The sequence below is a fragment of the Amycolatopsis sp. NPDC057786 genome (assembly GCF_042797905.1).
Taxonomy (GTDB): domain Bacteria; phylum Actinomycetota; class Actinomycetes; order Mycobacteriales; family Pseudonocardiaceae; genus Amycolatopsis.
Map to the genome: position 1 here is coordinate 1 of NZ_JBHVKW010000069.1, position 20,749 is coordinate 20,749.

Annotated in this window: 22 protein-coding genes and 1 rRNA gene; 6 read left to right on the plus strand and 17 right to left on the minus strand. The window is 69.7% G+C overall.

The window, feature by feature from the left end; translation table 11 throughout:
- Positions 1-91 (plus strand): 5S ribosomal RNA (gene rrf, locus ACFVM3_RS28550); the annotation flags it as partial.
- Between the two features lie 365 nt (positions 92-456).
- Here the strand turns inward: rrf and ACFVM3_RS28555 are convergent.
- The 7 genes from ACFVM3_RS28555 to ACFVM3_RS28585 form a co-directional block, all read right to left on the minus strand.
- Entirely contained in the window at positions 457-1,194 is a 738-nt protein-coding gene (locus ACFVM3_RS28555; RefSeq protein WP_378443067.1) for an NAD-dependent deacetylase, read from the minus strand.
- Positions 1,195-1,209: 15 nt separating this feature from the next.
- On the minus strand, positions 1,210-2,400 hold the full coding sequence (locus tag ACFVM3_RS28560; protein ID WP_378443068.1) for an Ig-like domain-containing protein: 1,191 nt from the start codon (positions 2,398-2,400) through the stop codon (positions 1,210-1,212).
- A 105-nt stretch (positions 2,401-2,505) separates the two neighbouring features.
- Positions 2,506-3,372 (minus strand): patatin-like phospholipase family protein, encoded by an 867-nt coding sequence (locus ACFVM3_RS28565; RefSeq protein ID WP_378443069.1) that lies wholly within the window; start codon positions 3,370-3,372, stop codon positions 2,506-2,508.
- Positions 3,373-3,382: 10 nt separating this feature from the next.
- Positions 3,383-4,045, minus strand: coding sequence for a DedA family protein (locus ACFVM3_RS28570; protein ID WP_378443070.1), 663 nt, complete (start codon positions 4,043-4,045; stop codon positions 3,383-3,385).
- Between the two features lie 61 nt (positions 4,046-4,106).
- Complete coding sequence (lipA, locus tag ACFVM3_RS28575) at positions 4,107-5,108, minus strand: lipoyl synthase (protein ID WP_126737778.1); 1,002 nt, start codon at positions 5,106-5,108, stop codon at positions 4,107-4,109.
- A 37-nt stretch (positions 5,109-5,145) separates the two neighbouring features.
- Positions 5,146-6,102, minus strand: a complete 957-nt coding sequence (locus ACFVM3_RS28580; RefSeq protein WP_378443071.1) for an oxidoreductase — start codon at positions 6,100-6,102, stop codon at positions 5,146-5,148.
- Between the two features lie 42 nt (positions 6,103-6,144).
- A complete protein-coding gene (locus tag ACFVM3_RS28585) occupies positions 6,145-6,675 on the minus strand; it encodes a hypothetical protein (RefSeq protein ID WP_257485308.1) in 531 nt (176 codons plus the stop codon).
- A gap of 132 nt (positions 6,676-6,807) precedes the next feature.
- On the opposite strand from ACFVM3_RS28585, the gene ACFVM3_RS28590 reads away from it, so the two are divergent.
- Together ACFVM3_RS28590 and ACFVM3_RS28595 are read left to right on the plus strand one after the other, a co-directional pair.
- Positions 6,808-7,425: a TetR/AcrR family transcriptional regulator gene (locus ACFVM3_RS28590; protein ID WP_034324103.1), complete on the plus strand. Its 618-nt coding sequence runs from the start codon at positions 6,808-6,810 to the stop codon at positions 7,423-7,425.
- Positions 7,426-7,450: 25 nt separating this feature from the next.
- On the plus strand, positions 7,451-8,386 hold the full coding sequence (locus tag ACFVM3_RS28595; RefSeq protein ID WP_378443072.1) for an LLM class F420-dependent oxidoreductase: 936 nt from the start codon (positions 7,451-7,453) through the stop codon (positions 8,384-8,386).
- 51 nt (positions 8,387-8,437) lie between these two features.
- On the opposite strand, the gene lipB is transcribed toward ACFVM3_RS28595, so the two are convergent.
- The 7 genes from lipB to lpdA form a co-directional block, all read right to left on the minus strand.
- A complete protein-coding gene (gene lipB, locus ACFVM3_RS28600; protein WP_219150053.1) occupies positions 8,438-9,181 on the minus strand; it encodes a lipoyl(octanoyl) transferase LipB in 744 nt (247 codons plus the stop codon).
- 10 nt (positions 9,182-9,191) lie between these two features.
- On the minus strand, positions 9,192-9,806 hold the full coding sequence (locus ACFVM3_RS28605) for a phosphatase PAP2 family protein (RefSeq protein WP_378443073.1): 615 nt from the start codon (positions 9,804-9,806) through the stop codon (positions 9,192-9,194).
- Entirely contained in the window at positions 9,803-10,687 is an 885-nt protein-coding gene (locus ACFVM3_RS28610; protein WP_378443074.1) for a TIGR01777 family oxidoreductase, read from the minus strand. The genes ACFVM3_RS28605 and ACFVM3_RS28610 overlap by 4 nt, the downstream gene beginning before the upstream one ends.
- 14 nt (positions 10,688-10,701) lie before the next feature.
- The gene (locus ACFVM3_RS28615) at positions 10,702-11,199 is read right to left on the minus strand and encodes an ArsR/SmtB family transcription factor (RefSeq protein ID WP_378443075.1); all 498 of its coding nucleotides are present in this window, start codon (positions 11,197-11,199) and stop codon (positions 10,702-10,704) included.
- Positions 11,200-11,221: 22 nt separating this feature from the next.
- A complete protein-coding gene (locus tag ACFVM3_RS28620) occupies positions 11,222-12,292 on the minus strand; it encodes a serine hydrolase (protein ID WP_378443076.1) in 1,071 nt (356 codons plus the stop codon).
- A gap of 195 nt (positions 12,293-12,487) precedes the next feature.
- On the minus strand, positions 12,488-14,257 hold the full coding sequence (gene sucB, locus ACFVM3_RS28625; RefSeq protein ID WP_378443077.1) for a 2-oxoglutarate dehydrogenase, E2 component, dihydrolipoamide succinyltransferase: 1,770 nt from the start codon (positions 14,255-14,257) through the stop codon (positions 12,488-12,490).
- 56 nt (positions 14,258-14,313) lie between these two features.
- Entirely contained in the window at positions 14,314-15,687 is a 1,374-nt protein-coding gene (lpdA, locus tag ACFVM3_RS28630) for a dihydrolipoyl dehydrogenase (RefSeq protein WP_378443078.1), read from the minus strand.
- 214 nt (positions 15,688-15,901) lie between these two features.
- Here lpdA and ACFVM3_RS28635 point away from each other — a divergent pair, with 214 nt between their 5' ends.
- The gene (locus tag ACFVM3_RS28635; protein WP_378443079.1) at positions 15,902-16,246 is read left to right on the plus strand and encodes an oxidoreductase; all 345 of its coding nucleotides are present in this window, start codon (positions 15,902-15,904) and stop codon (positions 16,244-16,246) included.
- A 7-nt stretch (positions 16,247-16,253) separates the two neighbouring features.
- Here the strand turns inward: ACFVM3_RS28635 and ACFVM3_RS28640 are convergent, their stop codons facing one another.
- Positions 16,254-17,237: an SMI1/KNR4 family protein gene (locus ACFVM3_RS28640; protein ID WP_378443080.1), complete on the minus strand. Its 984-nt coding sequence runs from the start codon at positions 17,235-17,237 to the stop codon at positions 16,254-16,256.
- Positions 17,238-17,314: 77 nt separating this feature from the next.
- On the minus strand, positions 17,315-18,817 hold the full coding sequence (locus tag ACFVM3_RS28645) for a leucyl aminopeptidase (protein WP_378443081.1): 1,503 nt from the start codon (positions 18,815-18,817) through the stop codon (positions 17,315-17,317).
- Between the two features lie 111 nt (positions 18,818-18,928).
- Between ACFVM3_RS28645 and ACFVM3_RS28650 the strand changes: the two genes are divergently transcribed.
- Positions 18,929-19,804, plus strand: coding sequence for a hypothetical protein (locus ACFVM3_RS28650; RefSeq protein ID WP_378443082.1), 876 nt, complete (start codon positions 18,929-18,931; stop codon positions 19,802-19,804).
- Positions 19,797-20,423, plus strand: a complete 627-nt coding sequence (locus tag ACFVM3_RS28655) for a DUF402 domain-containing protein (protein WP_378443083.1) — start codon at positions 19,797-19,799, stop codon at positions 20,421-20,423. Before ACFVM3_RS28650 ends, ACFVM3_RS28655 begins: the two co-directional genes overlap by 8 nt.
- Here ACFVM3_RS28655 and ACFVM3_RS28660 read toward each other — a convergent pair.
- Positions 20,420-20,737: a hypothetical protein gene (locus ACFVM3_RS28660; RefSeq protein WP_378443084.1), complete on the minus strand. Its 318-nt coding sequence runs from the start codon at positions 20,735-20,737 to the stop codon at positions 20,420-20,422. The genes ACFVM3_RS28655 and ACFVM3_RS28660 overlap by 4 nt on opposite strands.
- Positions 20,738-20,749 lie beyond the last annotated feature (12 nt).

Below are 20,749 nucleotides of genomic sequence, written 5' to 3' on the forward strand. Positions count from 1 at the left end.
GCCCGGTCCCATTCCGAACCCGGAAGCTAAGCCTGACAGCGCCGATGGTACTGCAACCGAAGGGTTGTGGGAGAGTAGGACACCGCCGGACTAACATTAAAAAAGGACCCAGGTCGGTCGAGAACCCAGAGTTCTCCCGACCTGGGTCCTTTTTCTCATGTCCACACCCCGCCACACCCGTGACCGAACCCGCCACACCCGTGATCCGGGACGTCATTCACGTGCTTGAGCGCGTAACTCACGTGATCAGACACGTAACTCACGTGATCAGACGGACGACACACGTGATCAGACGGACGACACAGCGATCTGGGGGGGGCGTGGACCGTGTCGTCCCCCTGATCACGCGTGTCGTCCACCCAAGCACGCGAGTCGTCCATCTGGACACGCGAGTTACGCGCTCAAGCACGCGAGTTACAGGTTCCATCACGCGAATGACGCCCCTGAACACGCGAGTTACGGGGTAAGGGCGGGGAGGGTTTCGCTGAGGGGGCCGCGGACGACGGCGGAAGCCATGGAGTCGTAGGGCGTTTCGGAGCCGTTGCAGATCACCACGGCGGACCCGGATCGCGAAGCGACGCTCACCAGCGAGGCGGCCGGCTGTACTCGAAGCGAGGACCCGGCCACCAGCAGGAGGTCGCTGTCGGCGACGGAGGCCCGTGCGGCTCGGAGCAGGTTCTGGTCCAGGTGCTGGCCGAAGGAGACAGTGGCCGATTTGAGGATGCCGCCGCACACCAGACAGGGCGGATCGGTCTCGCCCGCGCGGACCCGCTCCAGCGTCGCGCGCATGTCCCGGTGGTCGTCACAGGACAGGCAGACGGACTCGAACATCGTCCCGTGGAGTTCCAGCACCCGCTCCGGCGGAGAGCCCGCCTTCTGGTGCAGCCGGTCGATGTTCTGGGTGATGATCCGCGTCGGCGAAAGGCGCTCGAGCGCGTAGTGCGCGGCATTCGGTGTCGCCTCCCAGCCGGGGTGCACCAGCCGCGCCTGCCAGGTCCGCTCACGGACCTCACGGCTGCCTTGGTACGCCTTGAGGTTCGACATCTTCTCCGCGGTCGGATCGCGGGTCCACAGGCCCTGCGGGCCGCGGAAGTCGGGGATCCCCGAGTCCGTGGAGATCCCGGCGCCGGTGAGTGCGACGACCCGGCCGGCGCCGGCCACGAGGAAGCGGGCGGTGCTCAGGGTGCTGGTCACCGGCCCATCATGCCTCTACTTGAGCGCGCTGCCCGCCTGCCAGTCCGCCCACGACTTCGACCAGTCGCCGTAGAGGTCCCACACCGGCAGCTGCGGGCCGCCGGAGTTGGTCACCTCGACGACGTCGCCGAGCCCCATGTTCTGGTAGAACCACTGGGCGTTGGCGGCGTTGAGGTTGATGCAGCCGTGCGACACGTTGGAGCTGCCCTGCGCGCCGACACTGTTCGGGTTCTCGTGGACGAACTCGCCGTCGTTGGAGATGCGCAGCGACCATTTCTCGTTCGCCTTGTAGTACCCCGGCTGTCCCTGGCAGACGCCGTAGGTGCACGAGTCCATCACGTAATTCTCGTGTTTGTCCGAAATGACGTGTGCGCCCAAATGTGTCGGCGTGGCGTCTTTGCCCATGGAAATGGGCATCGATTTCGCCAGCGTGCCGTTGTGGAAGATCTGCATCTGCTCGGTGTTGCCGTCGGCCTTCGCGACCCAGGAATCGTGCACTTTGTACGTTTCGGTGCGATCGGTCGCGCCGTACACGCCATTGCCGAAATCGACGCCGTAGATCATCGCCGACACCTTGAGCGTCGTCCCCGGCCGCCAGTACTCCTTGGGGCGGTAGTGGACGTTCTTGTCGTCGATCCAGTACCAGGAGCCCTCCTGCTTCGGCGTGGACTCCACGGACAGCTTTTTCTCCACCTCGGCCTTGTTCTTCACCGGCTGGCCGAAGGCGAACACGATCGGCTGCCCGACGCCGACGCCGGCGGACGCCACCGCCGCGGGGGCCGGGATGAGGTTCGGGTTCGCTTGCTGCTTCGGGCTCAGGGTGGAGACCCTGCTCTGCTGCTCGACAGGCTTCCCGTCGGTGCCCTGGGCATGCGCCACGATCTTGTAGGTGCTGCCGTAGCCGAGCGGTTCGGTGGTCTTCCAGCTGAGCCCGTCGCTCGCCAGCTCGCCCTTCACCTGGTTGCCCTTGTCGGCGTTGGTGACGGTGACGTCGAGCAGCTTGCCGTGCTCGACCTTGACCACCACCGGCGTCGCCGGATTGACGTTCGCCCCGCCTGCCGGATCGATGTCCACCGAAACCGGGCTCGTGTCCGACTCGGTGTCGGCGCTGGGGGAATTGGTGCCGCCCGAAGGCGAGCAGGACGAGAGCAGCACTGCCGCGGCCAGTATTCCGGCCGTCGAAAGTAATGTCTTCTTGGGAAACATGAGGTTCTCTCTTGAATGTAACCAGCTACGTCGCGCTATCAGCGGAAAGTTCTCTTTCAAAACTACGCGACGAAGAAGACGTGATCGATGCCGGATGGTTGCCTGTCAATCCACGACGAGACCAGGGGCACCATAAAGACCGGGGCCATCGACACTCAATTCGCCCAAATAGGTCTTCGCTGCCTCATAAGCCTCGGCGGTGAGTGTCTTGGTGTGGCTGAAGTCGAGGGGGCTCACCCGCACCGGTTTCGGCCCGGGCACGTAGACCACGGGCACTTCGGCCGCGGCGATCGGCGCCTCCAGGACCGCCTGGTTCCGCATGCTGATCATCGCGGTGAACATCAGCACCTCGGCGAAGGTCTGCGGGGTGCCGGGCATTTTGCCGGGGAAGGCGCAGTCGAGGACGACGAGCGATTTCGCGCCCATGGCGAGCGCCTGGCGCATCGGCACGTTGGCGACCAGCCCGCCGTCGTAGAGCATGCGCTCCCCGAACGGTACCGGCGGATAGATCCCCGGGATCGCGCAGCTGGCCAGCAGCGGCGCCAGAACAGGCCCTGAGCGGATGAGGAGCGGCTCGGCGGTGTCGACGTCCGTCGCGACGACTCCCAATGGCAGCGCGAGATCCTCGAACCGGGCGCCCTCGCCGATGTGCTCGTCGACGATCGCGGCGAGACCGGTGTTGGGGAACAGATTGGTCTTGCTGTGCCGCAGCGTCCGCACCTGGCTGAGCACGCCACCGGGGAACGCCTCGTGCCGCGTCATCCGCGACCAGATCCGGTCCAGCCGGTCACCCGATTCACCCCCGAGGGCGAGCACGGCGGCGTTCAGCGAACCCACCGAGGTGCCGACGACGAGGTCCGGGGTGATCCCGGCTTCGGTCAGGGCACGCAGCATCCCGACCTGCATGGCCCCGAGACTGCCGCCGCCACCGAGGACGAAACCGAGGGGCTGGGGCAGGTTCAGGGCGGCCATGCCCCGGAATCTAGTCGTCCGCGCCGACCTTCGCCGGGGTGGCTTCCTCGGCCGTGATGCCGAGCGCCCTCTTCTTCTTGTAGCGCAGCAGGAAGAACACCGCGACGCCGACCAGGACGCCGACGATCACCAGGCCGCCGGTGTTGAGCACGCCCTCGACCTTCTTGGCGGCCTCGCCGAGAGCGGCGCCGATGCCGATGTGGATGGCCGACCAGCAGGCCGCGCCCGCCGCGGCGGCGGGCAGGAACTTGCGGAAGGGCAGACCCGACGTGCCCGACGCCGCCGGGGTCAGCGTGCGGATCACCGGGAGGAACCGCGCGAAGAACACCGCCCACGCGCCTCGCCGTTCGAGCACCCCCGTCGCCTTGTCCCAGGCGTCGAGGCCGTACTTGCGGATCAGTTTCGTCTCGCGCAGACGCGGACCGAACCGTTTGCCGATCGCGTAGCCGAGCGAATCGCCGAGCGCGGCACAGACCGTCACGACGGCCCACAGAGTCAGGAAACGCGAGACCGACGTCGCCGTCGTGGCCGCGACCAGCAGCCCCGATTCACCGGGGGCGATGAAGCCGAGCCCGATGGTGCATTCGGCGAACACCAGTCCGCCGGTCGCCGCGACCAGTCCCGGTTCCGGGAGACTCTGCAGCCAGTTCAGAAGATCAGTTACCAACGCCACCAGGTCACTTTACTGATTCGTGACCTGGTGGGTGGCGATGTCGCGAAGAGGGTGACCGGAGTCACCTGGCCAGCAGGGAGCTGGCTTCCTGCGCGGCGGGCCCTTCGGCGGCGAGATGGGCCAAGTTCTCCGACAGCGGCTCACCGCGGTGGGCCTTCGTCTGGGCGAACAGGCGACCGGCGCGGTACGAGGAACGGACCAGCGGCCCGGCCATCACGCCGGCGAAGCCCATCGCCTCGGCGGCGTTCGAGTGCTCGACGAATTCTTCGGGCTTGACCCACCGGTCCACCGGGTGGTGGCGGGGCGAGGGGCGCAGGTACTGGGTGATCGTCAGGATCTCGCAGCCCGCGTCGACCAGGTCCTTCATCGCCGGAGCGACCTCTTCCGGGGTCTCGCCCATGCCCAGGATCAGGTTCGACTTCGTCACCAGACCGGCCTCGCGAGCGCGGGTGATGACTTCGAGCGACCGTGCGTACCGGAAACCAGGCCGGATCCGCTTGAAGATCCGCGGCACCGTCTCCACGTTGTGCGCGAGCACCTCGGGGCGGGAGCCGAAGACTTCGGCGAGCTGGTCGGGGTCGGCGTTGAAGTCGGGGATCAGCAGTTCGACACCGGTGCCCGGATTCAGCGCGTGGATCTGGCGCACGGTTTCGGCGTACAGCCACGCGCCACCGTCTTCCAAGTCGTCACGCGCGACGCCGGTGACCGTCGAGTAGCGCAGGCCCATGGCCTGAACGCTTTCGGCGACCTTGCGCGGCTCGGTGCGGTCCAGCGCGGCGGGCTTGCCGGTGTCGATCTGACAGAAGTCGCAACGCCGCGTGCATTGGTCCCCACCGATCAGGAACGTGGCCTCACGGTCTTCCCAGCATTCGTAGATGTTGGGACAGCCGGCTTCTTCGCAGACGGTGTGGAGGCCTTCGCGGCGCACCAGGCCTTTGAGTTCGGTGAACTCCGGACCCATCCGCGCGCGCGTCTTGATCCACGACGGCTTCTTTTCGATGGGAGTCTGGGAATTCCGGACCTCGAGCCGCAACAGCTTGCGGCCATCTGGGGCAGCACTCACACCGCCACCCTACGCCCGCCGGAGCAGTGGCCGCCGCTCACGCGGGGTCGGGGGTGACGCCCGTCAACTTGGTGGTCACGTCCCACAACGCGGCGCCGAGCGACTCGCTCTTCGCGGCGGCCAAAGGCCGCACCTTGACCGGCGCGCCGCGAAGCCCGCCGAGCCCGCGCGGGCCGATGTAATCGCCGCCTTCGACCTCGGGGGAAGTCGCCGCGAACAGCTGCGGGAGCGTGCCCTGGCGGGCGTTCTGCGCGATGAAGATCTCGCCGATCCGGTTGCCGCCGGCGACGAGCGCGCGCACCACGGGATTGCGATAGGAACGGGCCATGCCCGAACCGAGCCCGGTCCAGGTGTAGCCCGGATGCGCCGCCACGCTGATGACGTCGTCCCCCGCGGCGCGCAGCCTGCGGTCGAGTTCGAGCGCGAACACCTGATTGGAGAGTTTCGACTGGCCGTAGGCCGAGCCCGGGTTGTACATCCGGCGCTCGAAGTTCGGGTCCGCGATGTCGATGCGCGCGCCTGTGGCCGCGACACTCGACAGGGTGACGACACGCGCTCCGGAACCCTTGCGCAGGGACGGCATCAGCAGCCAGGTCAGCACCGCGTGCCCGAGATGGTTCGTGCCGAACTGGGTTTCGAAGCCGTCCTTGGTGTGGCCGCGCGGAGTCGCCATCACGCCCGCGTTGTTGACCAGGACGTCGAGCTTGCCGGCCGTGAGCTCCTGGACCTTCTTCGCGGCTTCGCGGACCGACTCGAGGTCGGCGAGATCCAGCCGGACCAGTTCGGGCGCTTCCCCGGTCGCGGCTGCGCGGACCTGTTCCAGCGCCTTGGCGCCGCGCTCCGGCGAACGGCAGCCGAGCAGCACGCGGGCCCCCTTGCCCGCGAGCACCTCGGACATGCGCAGCCCGAGCCCCGAGTTCGCCCCCGTGACGAACACGGTCCGGCCGGTCTGATCCGGGATGTCGGCCTCGGTCCAGCGCGCGTGAGCAGCCATGTCGGTACCTAACTACATCGTCGGCGGGGCCGCTACGCCGGATCAGGCGCTCGGCGCGAGCAAACGGAGCAGGTGACCCATGGGGCTGCGGCGGCGGGCGGGCTTCGCGTGCCGTCCGTGCCGGAGCAGGGCGGCGAACGCGCTGCCGACCTTGGTGATCTCGTCGGCGGGCTCGTCGCCGTCGGCCAGCCCTGCCGTCAGCGCGAGCATGCGCAGTTCGGCCTCGTGGCCCGGGATCAGCGCGGGGCACCGGTCGAGAGCCGCGTCGAGAACGGCGCGGAGGGTCTCGTGTTCGGCGGTGGCGCTGTTCCAGGCGCGGGTGACGGCTTCGACCCGGTCGAGCGCGAGGTCCTGGTCGGCGTAGTCCGGATCGGTCATCTCGGCGCGGAGACGACCGGCGAGTACCTGGTTCCACTTGTACCGGAGCGCGACCAGAAGCTCTTCCTCGGTCGCGAAGTACTTGGTGGCGCCAGGGATTTCTTCGAGTGAGATCGCGTCGGACGGGTGGTGACCCGCCTGGCGCAGTGCGGCTTCGAGGATGTCGCGCCGCTGGTAGAAGTCGTTCCAGCTCATGATGTGGGCTCCCCTCCGTGACCCGGTTCATACCGCAGGTTTGCGGCATACTCCCGGTACGGACCTGACAGCAGCCAACATACCATGGGTATGGAGTGGGACCGGCGGCGTAAAGTTGTGAAGGTGGCGACATTGAGGTCAAGGCGGCTGGACTATTCCGAGTCCACCCGGTCGGCGCTCGTCGAGAGTGCCGTGGAGCTGTTCACCAAACGCGGGTACGCCGGCACGTCTCTCGACGAGATCGCCAAACGGGCCAGGGTGACGAAGGGCGCGCTCTACCACCATTTCAGTGGTAAACAGGCGCTGTTCGAGGCTGCCTTCGACACGGTCGAGAGCCAGGTCTTCGACCGGCTCGAAAAGATCATGAACGGACCGGCCTCACCGTGGGAGCGGGCGCTTTCCGGGCTGCGCGGCTTCCTGCAGAGCTGCCTCGACCCGGCGTACCAGCGCATCGCGATCCACGAGGCGCCGGTGGTGATGGGCTGGGAGCGCTGGCGTGAGGCGGAGGAGCGGTGCAGCTTCGGCCTGGTCCGCACCGGGATCCAGTCGCTCATCGAGGTCGGCGAGGTCGACGACGTCCCGGTGGACGTCACCGCGCGGCTGCTGTTCGGCGCGTTGTCCAGTGCCGCCATCGAGATCGCGAGTTCGCCGGAGCCGAAGAAGGTCAGCGCCCAGGTCGAAGAGGTCCTGGTGCGGCTGCTCGTCGGATTCCGTCGTGTCCCGCCCGCCGAGCATGGGAAAGCGAGCTGACCGCGCCGTAGCTAGGGTGGCTTTCGTGGACCTCAGGATCTTTACCGAGCCCCAGCAAGGGGCCAGTTACGAAGACCTGCTCCGGGTGGCGAAGGCCACCGAGGACGCGGGCTACGACGCCTTCTTCCGCAGCGATCACTACCTGAAGATGGGTTCGGCGACCGGGCTGCCGGGGCCGACCGACGCGTGGATCACCCTCGCGGGTCTCGCCCGTGAGACCCGCCGCGTGCGGCTGGGCACCCTGGTCACCGCCGCCACCTTCCGGCATCCGTCGGTGCTCGCGATCTCGGTCGCGCAGGTGGACCAGATGTCGGGCGGCCGCGTCGAACTCGGCCTCGGTTCCGGCTGGTACGACGACGAGCACACCGCGTACGGCCTCGACCTGCCGCCGATCAAGGAGCGCTTCGACCGCTACGCCGAGCAGCTCGCGGTCGTCACCGGGCTGTGGGAAACGCCGGAGGGGGAGACGTTCTCCTTCGACGGCGAGCACTACAAGCTCGTCGACTCGCCGGGCCTGCCGAAGCCGGCGCAGCGGCCCCGGCCGCCGGTGATCATCGGCGGTGGCGGCAAGAAGCGCACTCCTGCGCTCGCCGCCCGCTACGCGGACGAGTTCAACCTGCCGTTCGTGGGACCGGACGTCGCCGCGGCGCAGTTCGGCCGCGTCGACGACGCCGCCCGCGAGATCGGCCGCGACCCCAAGGAGATCATCCGCTCGGCCGCGCTCGTCGTGGCCGTGGGCCGTGACGACGCCGAGGTCGCGAAGCGCGCTTCGGTGCTCGGGCGCGAGGTGTCCGAGCTGCGGGAGAACGGGCTCGCGGGGACGCCGTCGGAGGTCGTCGAGAAGGTCGGGCAGTGGCGGGAGAAGACCGGGATCACCCGGCTCTACCTGCAGCTGCTGGACCTCTCGGATCTGGACCAGATCGAGCTGATCGCTTCCGAGGTCGCTCCTCAGCTGGACTGAGCCTCGTGAGTGGTAAGGACGGTTCTAACCGTCCTTACCACTCACGAGTCGCTAGTTCTGGAGGGCGAAGGTGACGCCGGGGGCGGCGGGGGCCTCGGGTCGCGGCAGCCAGCGTTCGTCGCTCACCGGCAGGTCGCCTTCCAGCGCCGCGAGCACGGCTTCGCGGGCCATCGGCAGCACCGACGCCACGGTGACCTCGCGGTCGAGTTCGTAGGAAAGCGACGTCACGCCCGCGTCCCGGATGCCGCACGGGACGATCTTGTCGAAGGCGCCGAGGTCGGCGTTGCAGTTCAGCTCGAAACCGTGCATGGTCACGCCGCGCTGGACGCGGATGCCGATCGCGGCGATCTTCCGCTCCGGGCCGCGGTCGTCGGCGGGGATCCAGACGCCGCTGCGGCCCTCGACCCGGCCGGTGTGCACGCCGAGCTGGTCGCAGACGGTGATCAGGGCCTCTTCGAGACGCCGCACGTAGTGCACGACGTCGATCGGGTCGGCGAGTTTGACGATCGGGTAGCCGACCAGCTGACCCGGCCCGTGCCAGGTGATCTTGCCGCCGCGGTCGACGTCGATCACCGGGGTGCCGTCGGTCGGCCGGTCCTCGGCTTCGGTGCGCTTGCCCGCGGTGTACACCGACGGGTGCTCCAGCAGCAGCATGGTGTCCGGGCCGTCACCGTCGGCACGGGCCGTCACGTGCTTTCGCTGGAGTTCCCAGGCTTCGGTGTAGTCGATCGTCCCGATCTCGCGGACGTCGACGGGCTCGGTGGCGGCGCGGCATGACGTGGTCGAAGAGCTCACGTCAGCGACACTACGCCGGGTCTTTCGGCAGGGGGAGCAGGCCCAGCCCGGCCGCCGCGATCAGGCCGACACCGCCCACGGCGAGTACGGATCCCGCGGTGTCGGTCAGCCAATGCACGCCGAGCACGATGCGGCAGAGGGCACCGGCCACCGTCGCCGCGGCGACGATCGTGATCGCCAGGCGCGTGAGGTGCGGACGGGTCCACGCGCACAGCAGTACCGCGACGAACCCGGTGCACGCGACGGCGACCACATGTCCGCTCGGATAGCTCAGATCGGGGAATTCGCGCGGCCGCTCCCGGTAGAAGGCCGGTTTCGCGATCAGGCTGGTCATCCGGCACAGCAGCAGGACGACGGCGAGTTTGACGCACAACACGGTCAGGTCCCGGCGGCGCCAGGCGAGCACCACCAGCACCGCGCCCAGCACGAACGGCAGGACCGGGCCGAGGACGTTCGTGACCAGGCCGGCCACCTGACCGGCGGGCCGGGTGTGCTGCCCGCGGAAGGCGTCGGCGAGCGCGACGTCCACCGGCGGCGGCCGCTCGTCGACGGACAGCCCGAGGAGGAGGAAACCGAGCAGCAGGACGAACCCGGCGAGGGTGTACAGACCGCGCCGCACGGTCATGTCGCGGCGGCCAGCGCGTCCTCGAGGGTCGGATGGCGGAACGCGTATCCCGCCTCCTCCAGCGCACGCGGCATGGCACGTTGCCCGAACAGCGCCATCTCCTCGGCCGCCTGCCCGAGCGCGATCTTCATGGCGAAACCGGGCACCTGCCAGATCGCCGGCCGGTGCACGGCGCGGCCCAGCGCCTTCGTGAAGGCGGCGTTCGTGGCGGGCTGTGGTCCGGAGAGGTTGACGGCGCCGGACAGCGTTTCGTTCTCCAGCGCGAAAACGATCGCGCCGACCTCGTCGTCGAGCGAGATCCACGGCATGTATTGCTTGCCGTCGCCGAGTTTTCCGCCGAGCGCCAGGCGGAACAGCGGTCGCAGGACCTCCAGGAGCCCGCCTTCGCGCGCGAGTACCAGTCCGGTGCGGATGCGCACGACCCTGGCGCCGGCGGTGGCCGCGGTCTCGGTCGCGCCTTCCCACGCGGTGCAGAGCCCGGCGAGGAAACCGCGTCCCGCCGGGCTCGTTTCGTCCACAAGAGACGGACCGGTGTCGCCGTAGTAGCCGACGGCGGAGGCGTTGACCAGCACGGGGACTCCGTGTTCGGCGACGGCTTCCGCGAGGACCTCGGTCGGTTCGACCCGGCTGTCGAGGAGCACCTGTTTGCGGGCCGCGCTCCAGCGCCCTGGCAGCAACGGGGCTCCCGCGAGGTTCACGACCGCGTCGACCCCGTCGAGCGCGCCGTCCGCGATCTCGCCGGCGGGGGGATCCCAGCGGCGTTCGTCGGCCGCCCGCTCCTCCCGGCGGACGAGACGGACCACTTCGTGCCCGGAACGGCGTAACCGTGTCGTGAGGGAGGTGCCGATCAGTCCGCTCGCGCCCGCGATCAGAACTCGCATGATCCGATCGTGTCCTATCCGCGATCCGGACGCACGCCCAGGTTCTTCAGTTGCCCGGCGACGTCGGACGCGGCGGTGAGCAGCACCAGCACTGGGATCGTCGCGGTGGGCCGGAGCCGGTAGCTGCCGCGTTTGTCCTGCTCGACGATCCCGGCGCCGGTCAGCGCCTTGAGGTGGTGGTACAGCTGACCCGGCGAGCCGAGTTCGGCGGCCTCTTGCAGGGCGGGCGCGGTCTGCGCGCCCTTCTCGGCCAGCGTCCGCACGAGTGCCACGCGCGCGGTGCTGGACAGGGCCGCGAGCACCTCGACCCGTGGCCCGTCCTCGAACGCCAGCATCGGGCCGGGCGTGACGTTGATCGCCCAGCTCAGTTCGAAGGGCTCGGTCAGCTCGCCGTGGTAGCCGACCAGGCCGCCGGGGCCCGCCGCCGGTTCGGTCTGCCGGCTGTGCCCTCCTTCGAGCGCGGCGACCCGTGCTTCGAGGGCGGCGATCCGCTCGGCCAACTCGGCGTTCATACCGGTTATCTATACCGCCGCCTCAGTGAAGCGCTCGTTCCAGGGCGCCGAACCGGGCAGGGTCGGACAGCGCCGCGAGCACGAGGTCGATGAGCGGCAGGGCGTTCTGCATGTCCTGGTCGCTCACACCGGTGAGCAGGACCGCCGCCGTGCCCGAACGCCCGCCGGGCCAGCGGACGGAAAGCCCGATGGTCAGTGACCGCGGCAGGCTTCCGCCCTTGAAGAGCACTTCACTCGCTCCTGGCGGTACACGGTCCGCGAGCGGCTTCGCGAGGATCTCGCGCGCGGGTGTGTAGAGGCCCTTCGCGATACTGCGGTGAAGCGCGAACAGATCCGACGCCGAGCCCTGGCCGTGCCCCTTGACCCACGGCCATTGGGCGTCGGAGGTGCCCGGCATACTCGGCCAGCGCTTGAAGGCTTCCGCGCGGAACTCCGGATCGCGGACGAACCGGCGAGCGACCGCGTCGCCCATCGCCCGCCGGACGGCGACGGGGCTGCCGGGTGGGGGCGCGTACTCCGGCATCATCAGCATCAGGACCTCGCCACCGAGCGATCGGGTGTCCGGCCGGAACCAGCCGCCCCGCGCCGCCGCCCGCTGGAGGGCGGGGTCACCGAGGCGGACGCGGAGATAGTCCGTGGCGGCGTTGTCGCTGAAGAGGATCATCGCTTCGGCGAGCTTGGCCAAGGGGACCCGCTGCTCGGGATCCTTGGCGATTCCGTACTCGTCGCAAGGGACGCCCAGCCAGTTGAGCGCCTGGAAATGCGCGCGGCCGTCGGCGACGAAGGGATGGTGGGCGTCCCAGTCGCCCACCCGGATCTGTTCCTTCGGATCGAGCCGGCTTTCGGCGTACGCGCTGAGATGTACGACCTTGATCGACGAGGCCAGGACGCGCCGGACGTCGGGGTTGCGCGCGGCGCGGCGGCCCGCGCCGTCGTCGATCAGGACGGAGACGTCGCCGCGGTGGGCGGCGATCCAGTCGAGCCAGCCCTGTTCGGTCTTCGTGTCCGGCCGGGCCGCGGTCGCGGTTCCCGGTAGCAGCAACGCGGCCGACCCCGCGGCGGCACCGGCCAGCAGATGGCGTCTGGTCAGCATGGGCGACATCCTCCCTCTTGTTTTCCGTAATTCCGGAATACTAGAGTCCGGGGCGCCTGTCAAACCCCGCATTTAGTCCTCTGGACGCGGTAGTTCGTGATGCCAACTACCGCATCGAGAGGACTAACTGCGGAGAAAGAAGAAGGCCCCCGCCCCGCCGAAGCGGGACGAGGGCCTTGATCGACTACCCGAGGATCAGAGACCGAGCTCGTCCTCGAAGTTGCCCTCTTCCAGACGCTGCTTGATCGTCGTGACGAAGCGGCCCGCGTCGGCCCCGTCCACCAGGCGGTGGTCGTAGGTCAGCGGCAGGAACGCCATCGACCGGACGGCGATCGTGTCGTTGCCGTCGGCGTCCGCGATCACGACCGGGCGCTTCACGACCGCGCCGGTCCCGAGCATGCCGGACTGCGGCTGCACGATGATCGGCGTGTCGAACAGGGCGCCGTTGGAGCCGATGTTCGTGATCGTGAAGGTGCCACCCGACAGCTCGTCCGGCTTGATCTGGCCCGAACGCGCGCGGCCCGCCAGGTCTGCGATGCGGTGCGCGAGACCGGCGAGGCTGAGCTCACCCGCGTCGTGGATGACCACCGACAGCAGACCCTTTTCGGTGTCCACCGCGATCCCCAGGTGCACCGCACCGTGGTAGGTGATCTCCTTCGTGTCCTCGTTGTAGGACGCGTTGACGTTCGGGTGCTGCTTGAGCGCCTCGACGGTGGCCTTCGCGAAGAACGGCAGGAACGTCAGGTTGACGCCCTCGCGCTCCTTGAAGGCCGCCTTCGCCCGCTGGCGGAGCTTGGCGATCTTCGTGACGTCCACCTCGTGGACCTGCGTGAGCTGCGCGGAAACCTGCAGCGACTCGCGGGTCTTCGTGGCGGTGATCTGACGGATCCGGCTGGCCTTCTGCACGGTGCCGCGCAGAGCAGCGAGCTCCGGCGAAACCGCGGCCTTGCGCGGAGCCGACGGGGCGGCGGCGGGGGCCGGAGCGGCGGCAGCGGGCTGCGCGGCGGGAGCCGGGGCGGCCTTCTGCTTGGCCTCGGCGGCCGCGAGCACGTCCTGCTTGCGGATGCGGCCACCGACACCGCTGCCGGTCAGCGACGACAGGTCGATGCCGTGCTCCGAGGCGAGCTTGCGGACCAGCGGCGTCACGTACGGCGCGTTGTCCGAGCCGTTGTCGGTGCTCGCCGCCGGCTTCGGGGCCTCGGCCTTGGGAGCCGGGGCGGCCTGAGGAGCCGGGGCGGGCTTCGGCGCGGGAGCCGCTTCGGCCTTGGGCTCGGGCTTCGGTTCCGGCTTGGGTTCCGGCTTCGGCTCGGGCTTGGGTTCCGGCTTGGGCTCGGCCTTCGGGGCCGGGGCGGAACCGGCGGCACCGATCACCGCGAGCACCCCGCCGACCTCGACGGTCTCGTCCTCACCGGCACGGATCTCCAGCACGGTGCCGGCGACCGGGGACGGGACCTCGGTGTCGACCTTGTCCGTGGAGATCTCGAGCAGCGGCTCGTCGACCTCGACGCTCTCGCCGACCTGCTTGAGCCACCGGGTGACGGTGCCTTCGGTGACGCTCTCGCCCAGCTCGGGCAGCTTCACCTCGGTGCCTTCGCCGCCCGAAGCCGGCGCGGTGTCCGGCTGGGACGGCGCGGAGGCCTCCTCCTTCGCGGGCTCCGGCTCCGGCTCGGGCTGCGCCTCTTCGGCGGCCGGCTCGGCGGAACCGGAGGACTCCGGCACCCCGCCGGTCCCGTCGTCGATGACGGCGAGCTCTCCGCCGACCTCGACGGTCTCGTCCTCCTGAGCGCTGATCTTCACGACCTTGCCGGCGACCGGGGACGGGACCTCGGTGTCGACCTTGTCCGTGGAGATCTCGAGCAACGGCTCGTCGACCTCGACGGTGTCGCCCTCCTGCTTCAACCACCGGGTGACGGTGCCCTCGGTGACGCTCTCACCGAGCTCCGGCAACGTGACGGAGTAGGCCATCGTTCGCTGACTCCCTTGATATGTCTTGCTTGGTCTGGTTCTTCGACGGTGAGACGTCAGCTGTGGACGTGCAGCGGCTTGCCCGCGAGGGCGAGGAACGCTTCACCGAGGGCCTCGGTCTGGGTGGGGTGCGCGTGGATGAGGGGAGCCACGTCCTCGGGGAACGCCTCCCAGCTGTAGATCAGCTGCGCTTCGCCGATCAGCTCGCCGACGCGGTCGCCCACCATGTGCACGCCCACGACCGGCCCGTCCGGAGCCTTGATCAGCTTGACCCCACCGGAGGTCTTGAGGATCTGGCTCTTTCCGTTGCCGCCGAGGTCGTAGGTGAAGGTGGTGACGTCGGAGCCGTACTTCTCCTTCGCCTGCGACTCGGTGAGGCCGACCGAAGCGACCTCGGGGTGCGAGTAGGTGACGCGCGGGATGCCGCTCTCGTCGATCACGCGCGGCTCCTGGCCGGCGATCTCCTCCGCGACGAAGATGCCCTGCTGGAACCCGCGGTGCGCGAGCTGCAGGCCGGGGACGATGTCACCGACGGCGTAGACGTTCGGCAGGTTGGTGCGCAGGCGGTCGTCGGTGAGGACGAAGCCGCGCTCCATCTTGACGCCGGCCTCCTCGTAGCCGTGCCCGGCCGAGTTCGGGCCACGGCCCACGGCGACCAGCAGCAGGTCGGCTTCGAGCGTCTCGCCGGACTCCAGCGACACGCTGACGCCGTTGTCGTCCTGCTTGGCGCCGGTGAACCGGACGCCGGTCTTGAAGGCGATCTTGCGACGGCGGAAAGCGCGCTCGAGCTGTTTGGACGCGTACTCGTCCTCGTTCGGGACCAGGCGGGGCAGCGCCTCCACGATGGTGACGTCGACGCCGAAGGACGCCCAGACGGACGCGAATTCGACACCGATGACACCACCGCCGAGGACGATGACCTTCTTCGGGATGTAGTCCAGCGAAAGCGCCTGCTCGCTCGCGATGATGCGGCCGCCCAGCTCCAGGCCGGGCAGCGTCTTCGAGTACGAGCCGGTGGCGAGGATGACGTTCTTGCCGGTGTGGCGGGTGCCGTCGACCTCGACGGTCGTGCCGCCGACGAACGTCCCGGTGCCCTCGACGAGGTTCACCTTGTGCGCCTTGGCCAGGCCCTGGAGGCCCTTGTACAGGCGCGAGATGATCCCGTCCTTGTACTTGTTGACGCCGGCGATGTCGATGCCTTCCAGCACGGCCTTCACACCGAAGGTCTCGGCGTCGCGGGTCTCGTCGGCGACCTCCGCCGCGTGCAGGAGGGCCTTGGTCGGGATGCAGCCTCGGTGGAGGCACGTCCCGCCAAGCTTGTCCTTTTCGATCAGGGTGACGGAAAGGCCCAGCTCGGCCGCGCGGAACGCGGCGGCGTAGCCGCCCGATCCGCCACCCAGGATCACAAGGTCGGCGGAGGTGTCGGTCACTTCAGTAACTCCTCGGCAAGCGGTAGGGGTGGTGCTCTGGCGCCGCTTCGCGCGGTATACGCGCGCGCGGACACTTGCCATCTTGTCACTACGTGTGGAGAGGCTGCGACCTAGGCCGCGTCCTGTGACCCACGGGACACGACCCGCCAGGGTCACCACGGTGAGCACACACCCGGGTCGGGATAATGGACACTGGACGCGACTGGGAAGTGAGGTGGTCGGAGTGGGTCTGTTCGACTCGCTGCGCCGGCGCTCTAAAGGCGGGCAAAAGCCCGGCACGCTGCGGAAAGCCTCTTCGAACGACTTCAAGCATCTCGAAGAGTGGGCCTCTTCACGGACCGGCGTCGAGGCTTATGTCGAGCCGAAGACCAACGTCACGGAGACCACCGTCGTCCTCATCGCCCACGATGGCGAGTGGACCCGGCGCCGGATCGAGAGCCTCGACGCGGCGCGGCAGTTCGGTCACAAACGGTCGATCCCGGTGTACGAGGTGGCGCGGGTCGGCTACCCGAAGCGGATGCGGGAGTACACCGAGCGGAAGAAACGCGGCGAGGTCTGACGCGGGATCACGCGGACTGCGCCAGAAGGAGTAGGTGCCGCTCCAGCAGCGCCCGGAACGTCGGATGCACCGTCGTGCCCAGCGCCGGGTCGATTTCGACCGTCCGCCACTCTTCGCCGGCGGCCGTCAGCAGTACGACGGCAGGCTCCGCGATCACGACGACACCGCCTTCCGCGCGGAGTTCCGCCGTGCCGAGCAGCCGCGGGAAGACGACGTCGGCGGGCAGGCCGTCGCAGGTCTGGAGGAACTCGCGGTAGTCGCCGGGCAGCCGGAGCCCCAGCCGCGCCTCGGCGGCGCCGATGGTGCGAAGGGACGCGGCCGGGGGAGCGGTGCCGCCACCGCGCAGCCGAAGGATGCCCGCGATCATTTCGCGCCAGGAGCCGGTTTCCGGCGGGTAGCGTTCGTACAGCGCCGCGACCAGCGCCCCGGCACAGACTTCCGGCCACTCGCCGAGCCCGAGCAGGTCGGCTCCCGCGACCAGACGTGGTGCGAGCCGCCGTGTCGCGGCCGCCATGGCGACGTCCGGTCGGGCCTGGCGCGACGCGATCTCCGCCCAGGCGTCCAGATCGCCTCGCGCGACGGCCTCGCGTAACCGGTCCGGGCGCGACGGCCCGAGATGCGCGACGGCCTCGCCGATCGGGGAGCCGCCGAGCAGACCGTCGAGATCGGGCGCCCGCCGGGCGAGGTACTCGCCGTGCGCGCGTTCTTCGGCGTCGAGATCGAGCGGAGTCAGCGCCGCGGCCCAGTCCGGCCGTGTCCCTCGGGCCTCGAAGAGCATCGCCCACGCGCGGGCCTGCACCGCGCCGGACACGAGGGCGGTGACGGGCCGTTCGGTGAGCGCGTGCCAATGCGTGATCAGCCGGTCGGCCTCGGCCATCGCCCCGGAGGCGGCGAACAACAGGGCCGCGTGCGCGATCCGATCGTCGAGCGCCGCGTCGTCACCGCTCAGCACGTCCTTGATCGCGCCTTCGAGATACGCGTCCCTGTCCACGGAAACGACCTTGCCACACCGTGAAGGCCCGTTCCCTCTGCTGAGCCGAGGGAACGGGCCTTCACGCGCGAAAAAGGTCAGCCGTTCGCGGCGATGTCCGCGAGGACCGCGGCGATGGTGCGGACCGGGACGCCGGTGCCGCCCTTGCCGGTGTAACCCCACGGCCCGGAGGTGTTGAACGACGGGCCCGCGATGTCGATATGCGCCCAGGGCAGGCCCTCGGTGAGGAACTCGCGCAGGAAGATGCCCGCGGCGAGCATGCCGCCCCAGCGGTGCCCGGTGACGTTGGCCAGGTCGGCGAGGCGCGAGTCGAGGTCGGCGCGCAGCTCCTCCGGCAGCGGCATGGCCCAGCCGCCCTCACCGGTGGCCTGCGCGATCGAGGCGACGCGGTCGCGGAACTCGTCCGAGCCCATGACACCCGCGGTGCGGTTGCCCAGCGCGACGACCTGCGCGCCGGTCAGGGTCGAGGTCTCGATCAGGTAGTCGGGGTTCTCCTCGCCCGCGCGCACGATGGCGTCGGCCAGCACGAGGCGGCCTTCGGCGTCGGTGTTGAGCACCTCGACGGTCTTGCCGCCGTACATGCTGAGCACGTCGCCCGGCCGGTACGAGGTGGCCGAGGGCAGGTTCTCCGCCAGCGGGATGTGCGCGACGACCTCGAGCGGGTACTTCAGCTTCGCGGCCAGCACCACGGAGGCGAGCACGGCGGCCGCGCCGGACATGTCCGAGGTCATGTGGTCCATGTTCGCGGCGGGCTTGATCGAGATGCCGCCCGAGTCGAAGGTGATGCCCTTGCCGACCAGCGCGACCTTCTTCGAGGCCTTCGCGGGCTTGTAGGCGATGCGCAGCAGGCGCGGCTGGCGCGACGAACCGCCGCCGACGCCGAGGATGCCGCCGAAGCCCTTGCGTTTGAGGGCCTTCTCGTCGAGGACCTCGAAGTCGAGGTTGTTCGCCTCGGCCAGCGTCTTCGCGCGGTCGGCGAAGGAGGCCGGGAACAGGTCGTTCGGCGGGGTGTTGATCAGGTCGCGGGCGACGATGACCGATTCGGCGATCAGGCCGGCGGCCTTCAGCGTCGCCTTGTGATCCTTGGCGGTGCCCTCTTCGGGGCTCACGAAGTCGACCTTGGCGACCGGGGCGTCACCCTTCTCGGAGCGGTACTCGGTGAAGGAGTACGCGCCGAGCACGGTGCCCTCGACGGCGGCCTGGAGGTCGATCGCCGACAGCGTGACGAACGCGCGGTCGGTCCCGCTCAGCGCCCGCGCGGCGGCACCGGCGCCCCGGCGGACCTGCTCGGCGGTGACGCCGTCCGCGCCCGCCTTGCCGAGGCCGACGGCCAGCACGACACCGGCGGACAGCTTGCCCAGCGTCGGTACCTTGACGATCTCGTCGGCCTTGCCGGACGCGCCGAGGGTGCCGAGGACGTCGGCGAGCTTGCCGTCGAAGGCGGTATCGGCGACGGAGGAGCCGGCGGCGAGCGCCAGGCCGTCCTCGCCCTGCAGGGTTCCGATGACGACGACGTCGGCGCGCGTCTTGGCAAGCGCCGCTTCGGCGTTCTCGGTCAGGGCAAGCTTCGGCACGGTCACTTCTGGCTCCTCGCGCGTTCGCGGTGGTACCGGGCGGCCGCCCGGTTGGATCGTGAGCCATGCTAATGACAGCGGGACCTGGGGTAACAGCGGGGCCGATCGGGTCACTCGGTGCGGAGGAAGGGAGACGGCGTGCGGCTGGCGGGCGGTCTGCTCATCGCGCTGGCGGCGGGCGCCTCCGGAGCGGATTACTGGGTACTCCTCGCGGTCGTGCTCGCGACCGTGCTCGCCGTCGCGGCGGAGGCGCTGCTGCCGCCGGCGGGCGACACCCGGCCCGACCGGATCGCGGGCTCCGTTTCGCGGCTGGGCCTGGTCCTGGTCTTCGCGGCGACGTTCGGCGAGTACCTCTTCCCTGCCGCGCCGGGAGCCGCCGCCGCGGTGTTCACCGTCGTGGTGACCGTCGCCGATCTGGCCGGCGTCCGCCTCGGCGACTACGCCGCCCGCTGGATCACCGGCCTGCTGCTGGCCGCGGCCGCGTCCCTGATCGCGATCTGCGTCGGGATCCCGCCGCTGGCGCAGTTCATCGCGCCGGACCCGCCGTCCGTGCCAGGCCTCGGCTTCGCCGTGCTGGTGCTGCTGCCGTTCCTGCTGCCCCGCCGTCCCGGCGCGGGCCGCGCCGCCGCGGTGGGCGCCGTCACCGTCGCGATCACCGCCGTCGCCCTCTATCAGCTCGGCCCGATCCGGCTGGGACTTTCGGCGACGTCGTTCCGTGAGCTGCTCGCCGCGGCCGACGCGGTTTCGCTGCTGCCGGTGCTGACCGTCGTGGCCGCCGTGGCGACCGTTCCCGTCGCGGTGGACGCCTTCACCGACGGCCGCGAGCGGCTTTCCCCGGAACGTCCGAAGGCGACACTCGCTTGTGGACTGATCGTGGCCGTCGCCGCGGCCTTCGCTGGGCCGGTCGTGGCCCTCGGGCTCGCGGGAGTGGGAACGCTCGCCGAACTGGTTCTGCGGGTCCGCGCCCGTCGGTACCGTTCAAGGCGTGCGTGATCCTCACTGGACCCCGGGCGACACGGTCGTCGAACGCTTCCTGCGACCGGACGGCTCGATCGGCCAGCATCACCCGCTTCGCGTCATCTCCGACGACGGCACCGTGCTGCTCGGCTGGCTGCCCGCGGACACCCCGATCGTCGGCAGCAGGCTCGCCGACGGGCGGCTCTTCCGGGAGGCGCCGCTGGAGGAGCGGTTCCGGGTGCCGAGGGTGCGCGTGGCCGACCTGTGGCGCGACACCTCGACGCTGCGCCGCATCTCCGACGACGAATGGTCGTCGGTCTGGTGGTTCTTCGACGCCGGCGGCCGTTTCCTGAACTGGTACGTCAACCTCGAGGTCCCGCTGGGACGCACGGCGTCGGGACCCGACCGCATCGACGGCATCCTCGACGTCGCGGTCGAACCCGGCGGACGCTGGCAGTGGAAGGACGAGGACGAAGCGGAGGAGGCCGTCCTCGCCGGCCGCATCACCGCCGGGCAGCTGGAGCGGCTGCGCGCCGAGGGTGAGCGGATCGGGGCGCTCGCGGACGCCGGGCGGTTCCCCTTCGACGGGACGTGGACCGACTTCCGGCCCGACCCGGACTGGCCGGCGCCCGGCCTTCCCGAGGGGCTGCTCTAGCTCACCTGCAGCAGCAGGAGCAGCATCAGCACGACGTTGATCACCGCGAGGATGACCACCGACTTCGTGCCCAGCTCGCGCGGGAACACCTTGCCGTGGATGCTCTTCCACCAGAAGATGCCGAAACCGCCTGCGACAAGGCCGAGGAAGGCGCCGAAGCCGCTGTCGAGCAGGGCCCAGCCGTCCATCATCAGCACGCCGGTGCCGAAGGTGAGCAGCACGGCCGTCGCGAAGGTCTTGACGTCGGCCCCCGCGCCGGGGGCGGGCTTGGCCGGGTGGCCCGGTTGGGCGGGCTGCATCTGGTTGTACGTCACGCCGCCATCCTA